The 2,647-nt window shown below is 32.8% G+C and carries 3 protein-coding genes; all 3 read left to right on the top strand.

Annotated elements, in window-relative coordinates:
* Nucleotides 1-129 precede the first annotated feature (129 nt).
* The 3 genes from H2C83_RS17260 (at nucleotide 130) to H2C83_RS17250 (ending at nucleotide 2,224) form a co-directional block, all read left to right on the top strand.
* Nucleotides 130-876 (top strand): hypothetical protein, encoded by a 747-nt coding sequence (locus tag H2C83_RS17260; RefSeq protein ID WP_181742402.1) that lies wholly within the window; start codon nucleotides 130-132, stop codon nucleotides 874-876.
* 81 nt (nucleotides 877-957) lie between these two features.
* Entirely contained in the window at nucleotides 958-1,983 is a 1,026-nt protein-coding gene (locus H2C83_RS17255; protein WP_181742401.1) for a hypothetical protein, read from the top strand.
* 13 nt (nucleotides 1,984-1,996) lie between these two features.
* Nucleotides 1,997-2,224 carry a hypothetical protein gene (locus tag H2C83_RS17250; protein WP_181742400.1) on the top strand — a complete coding sequence of 76 codons (228 nt, stop codon included), beginning with the start codon at nucleotides 1,997-1,999 and terminating at the stop codon, nucleotides 2,222-2,224.
* The last annotated feature ends 423 nt before the right edge of the window (nucleotides 2,225-2,647 follow it).

Below are 2,647 nucleotides of genomic sequence, written 5' to 3'. Positions count from 1 at the left end.
TTGTTGGAAACTGCCCTGACATAATGATATTATTCAGAAATTTCTAAAAAATAATTGACTATATTCTATTCAATATTATAAACTAAACATTGATTGTCATCATTTAATTTGGACAGGGGGATATGTAAATTGAATATGAGAAAGCTGATAATTTCATCATTGGTTTTTGTTCTGACTTTTGGCGTCGTAGCTTTTGTTCCTGAAGCAAGTGCAGAGGAAACTTCAGCGGATATAAAAATAACTCTGACTGCTGAAGAAATAGAACATATGCTAAAAATGAATGAACTAAAAAAGTCTATGTTTCAAGAAAAACGGCCTTCATATGAAACCAGACCTGTCCCTAATAGTCCAGCAGAATATGAAAAAGTAATAAAGATGAATGATCCAGTTCCGGCAAAAATTGAAAATGAAGTCCGCACAACAGCTAATATTCCTTGGAACCTTTTTACCTGGGGAGATATTGTAGTAGGTTATGATTCATCAGGAAAAAACTCTGTTGATTATGGTACTTATAGACATGGAGCTATGTGGCATCAAGATAATAACTTGCTAGTTTCAGCGCATCCTGAAACTGATACTGTTCGTTGGGAATACCAAACTGCTTGGAATTCTACTTATGAAAAGGCAGCGGCACTAGTAGTGAGTTCAGCCTCTATGACTAATAGAAAAGCAGCTACTACTTATGCTGCTGCCCAAATGGGCGAGGAATATAATTGGAGGTCTCCTAAAAATGTTGCATATGAATGGTATTGTACAAAACTTCCTTGGGCTGGCTTCAAAGGAAGAGGATATGACATTGACGCAAATGGTGGATATTGGGTAACACCAGATGACATTTATTATGATAACGATACCAGGGTATTTTTCAGAAGATAAATATAGTTTAATTTATTTTATTAATTAAAAAACACAAATAGGAGGAATTTCCTCGTATTTGTGTTGATTAGGTGGGGGAATATGTTAAAAAGAATTATGTTAACATTAATTTTAGGAACGATGTTATTTTTGCTGACTGCATGCAATAGTAATAGTAATATTAGGTTAAGTATCAATAATGATGTTATTTATGCCACCGATATGAAATCTGTTTATAAAATAAATATTACTACAGGGCAAATTAATGAGTTATTAAAAGATGAAGGTCACTATTATACTAACATTGCTTTTCGTTCTGGTGAAAAAAGCCTAATTACTCCAGTAGATGAAGCAGGCGGTAAACTGCGACTTTATGAAATTAATCAAAAGGGCTTATCAAAACTAGATTTAGACAAAGTAAGACCGCATAATATTTATAATTATAAAAATTACATAGTTATGGATAATGATCAAATTTTTAAGGATAAACAAAATGTTTTTATGGGTGAATGGGTTATCTTTGATACGAATAGGCAGGAATTTATAAAAAGGGACAGGATTTATGGTATATTTCGTTCAATAACAGGTTACCGTCACTTCGCATATATTACATCTTATTCTAAAGAAAAAGGTTCAAATATTTATGAAGTGAATCTAAAAACATTGGCAACCAGAAAAATATTTAATAAAAATGTAGAAAGAGCCCCAAGTGTCATATTTTCTGAAACGGGTAAAGCATATGGGTTTTATAATCATTGGCAACATGGTGAAAGTAATTCACTTGTTGAAATAAATCTGAAAACAGGCGATCAAAAGAAAATAGCTCAATTACCTGAATTCTCCTATGATGTTTTAATTAAAGATAATAAAGCAATTATCATCCATTATGATCAGAATAATGGTGTAGAGAATATAAAAGAACCTCTTACTATTGTTGATTTACAATCAAAAGAAAAACAAAGGTTGAGTGTAAATGGATGGCGTCCAACTGATGTTATTTCTCACAATGAAAAGATTATAATCTCAAATGAGCGTGGTTTTATTGTTGTATTAGATCTTTCTGAATTGAAAATAGATAAATATATAAAAACTAACAAGTCCATATATTATATGACAAATGCAAAGTGAAAGGAGTGACAATATGCGTAGAACATCAATTATTATGGTTGTAATTGGTATGTTTATGATAATCATTGGTTTGTTACCAGCATTTATTTTATATCCTGGGATGGGGGGAGGGCTTACTTGGGGCTCTACTTCATATTTAAATTTTTTAATTTTCCAAACAGATGAACATTGGGTATGGCAAATTGGATTGTTAGTGGTAATTCTTGGTGTTATTTTATCAAGAAGAGGAAAAGGGAAATAAATAAGAAAAATTATTTGATGCCAAGGTGTTGCATGGGAAATTTTTTCATGTTTTGCTTCATATTTGTTGCAGACTTTATGAGTTGTGCTTTGTCTTTAAACTCCGTTTGTATTACTTTCATTCGAAAGTGAAAAAGCTTTCTTCATTGATATATCAGTTTTTACAACCGTAAACGAGTGTATCCTGCCTTAATCCCTGATAAGGGTTTACTAAAGCTCAGTTCGACGTTCATAACGAAAAACCAATGATCGGCAATTATCCATCCATGTAAGACTTTCCAGTGATGTTGGCAATTCATTCTAAGTTTAATAGGCGACCACGCTTAGGCGAACGTCTCACAGGCCTCAGTATCTTCTTTCCTGATCCCGTATTTTAAGTACCCGCATCCCTACGTGTTCCACAATTCCGGAGAAGCCGTTTACG

It is taken from the genome of Thermoactinomyces mirandus (assembly GCF_013868055.1).
Classification (GTDB): Bacteria; Bacillota; Bacilli; order Thermoactinomycetales; family Thermoactinomycetaceae; genus Thermoactinomyces; species Thermoactinomyces mirandus.
This window is presented reverse-complemented; position numbering and strand designations above follow the sequence as displayed.